The sequence below is a fragment of the Saccharopolyspora sp. NPDC000359 genome (assembly GCF_040300525.1).
GTDB lineage: Bacteria > Actinomycetota > Actinomycetes > Mycobacteriales > Pseudonocardiaceae > Saccharopolyspora.
Genome location: NZ_JBEPDU010000056.1, coordinates 1 through 2,424 on the forward strand (window position 1 = coordinate 1; position 2,424 = coordinate 2,424).

The window sequence follows — 2,424 nt, forward strand, 5'->3', positions numbered from 1 at the left end:
GGCATCCCGGCAGCCCGGGCACACCCGCGGCCCGGCCTGCGCGGGCGCTGAACCGTGCGTGCCCGCACTTGTTGTTGAGGAAGAGGCGCCGTCGGTGTCCTGGGCGAAGGCGGGGGCCATGTCGACCACGCGCTGAAGATGCAACTGGTGGGCAGTCGTGATCGTTTTCGTCGGGCCGGATCGGTTCTTGGCGACGATGAGGTCCATCTCGCCCATGCGCGGGTCCCACCGATCGTAGAAATCGGGCCGGTGCAGCAGGACCGCGACGTGAGCGTCCTGCTCCAGCGCACCGGAGTCGCGCAGGTCGCTCAGCTGTGGTTTCTTGTCCTCGCGGTGGTCGGCCTGCCGGTTGAGCTGGGCACAGCACACCACCGCGCACCCAGAGTCCTGAGCGGCTTCCTGGATGCTGTTCGAGATCTCGGTCATGATCTCCTGGCGGTTCGACCGGTTACCAGGGAAACGAACCTGCTGGATGTAGTCGACGAACACCACCGGGTGGATGCCCTCGGCCTGCGCCGCCGCGGCAGTGCGGTAGATCGTCGAGACGACCTGGTCCAGGTCACGGCGGGGCGAGTTGGGCACGTAGAGGTGCTGGGGGATGTTGGCCACGGCGTTCTGGACACGCTGGAGCTCGACGTCGGCCAGGTCACCGTTCTGGATCTTCGAGTAAGGCACACCCGCCTCGGCCGAGGCGATGCGTTCCATGCACTCGACCTGGGTGACCTCGAACGACAGATACACCACGTAGGCGCCCTGTTTGGCCGCGCCACGCGCGAAGGTCAGCCCGACCGCGGTCTTACCGATGCTGGTACGCGCGCCGAGCATCAGCATGTGGCCGGGCCGGAGCCGCACCACAGCGTCGAGGTCGATCAGCCCGAGCTTGATGCGGTCGCTGTCGTCGCGCGCACCGATGTCGGCCACGAACTCGTCCCACCGATCGGCGACGCGGGCCTGCGCGTCGTCGAGGCCAGCGGTCGTGGCGGTGGTCAGCTCCTCGGTGATGCCGATGGCGGCGCTGCGCAGATCGTCGAGGGTGTGCCCGGTCAGCCCCTCGGCGGCGGAGGCCAGTCGGTGCCCGGTGGCGCGCATGACCCGCCGGGCGTGGGCGGACTCCATGCTCCGCACCGCGGTGTTCATCTGGGACCGGGTGAACGGGGCGTAGTCGGCGACCCGGATCAGGTAGTTCGACAGTTCCTGGGGCGTGTGCCCGCCGGTGCGGATGCGCAACGCCGCGCCGAGCTCGTCGCCATCGTTGCTGGCCTGAGCACGCAGCAGGGCATCGAGCACGGGCCGCACCGCGGCAGACGCGATGGTGGCGTCCGGATCGAGTTCACCACGGCCGTCAGCGTCGTTGATCGCCCGAAAGATCCTGGAGTGCAGGTAGCCGCCGAATCGATCAGCGTGCAGACGGCCCCGGTAGTGCCTGCGGAACTCGGGGCTGGCCATCAGGCCGGCCAGCACCTCCCGCTCGGCGTCGGCGTCACGTCGAGCGACGTCGTCCTGGTGCTCTTGGATGTCGTCATCGGGCTGGTGGGCGATAACCTCGGTCACGATTGCCTCTCTCGGTGATCCAGCCCTGGTTGGGCACACTGCGACCTGCCCCAACCAGGGCACCCCCTATTCGGCGGAAAACCCCTGTTCAGGCGCTCTTGGCGCGCTGCACGGGGTTGCACCTGCAGCGGGCCCAGCGGCCATCGGCGCGCTGCACCCAACCCAACGTGCCGGACTCCACACAGCCCGCACACCCAATCCCGGGCTCAGAGCCGCCCTCCCGCACCACACCGGCATCACCCACCCCGGACGTACCGGCAGTCCCGTTCGCGCCGCGAGCGGGCCTCTGAGGCGCCTTTTCGGGGGTCTGGGGATCAGGGAGGGGAAGCACGTCATCAGGGGTCGGCAGCGGGATCCGGTCCGCAGCGAACCCATTCGTCACGTACAGCACCGGGTTCGTACCTGCCTCGGTGATCTTGCGAAGCGCGTGCTCCTGGGCCTGCGCCAACGTCACCCAGCCGTTGCGGATGGCAGCGACGATCGCCGGGACAAGGACGGTGTTGGCGTCGGTCATGACCTTGGCGTTGCGGCCCTTGCTGGTGGTCTCCCAGGGCAGGCGGTTGACCAGCTGGCGCACGGCAGCGGTCAGCTCGTCGTCTTCCGGCGCGGCGTCGCCCGCCTTGCGGAGCGAGGCGGCGTCGCGCTCGATCGAGAGATCGGAGATCTCTCTCCTTCCGGAGAGATCTCCGATCTCTTCCTTCGAAGCAACCCCTTCACGTGCAGTACTGGGGTTGACCTGCGCCTTTTCTGCACGTGCAGTACTGGGCTCGAACCCAACCCCTTCACGTGCAGTACTGGGGTTGACCTGCGCCTTTTCTGCACGTGCAGTACTGGGCTCGAACCCAACCCCTTCACGTGCAGTACTGGGGTCGT

At 67.9% G+C, this 2,424-nt stretch carries 2 protein-coding genes; both read right to left on the reverse strand.

Features of this window, described 5'->3' with window-relative positions:
• Positions 1-1,551, reverse strand: a 1,551-nt coding sequence (locus ABT324_RS27975; protein ID WP_351183507.1) for a replicative DNA helicase, incomplete at its 3' end; no start/stop codon positions are given.
• Between the two features lie 88 nt (positions 1,552-1,639).
• The coding region (locus tag ABT324_RS27980) for a hypothetical protein (RefSeq protein ID WP_351183509.1) at positions 1,640-2,424 on the reverse strand (785 nt) is incomplete at its 5' end.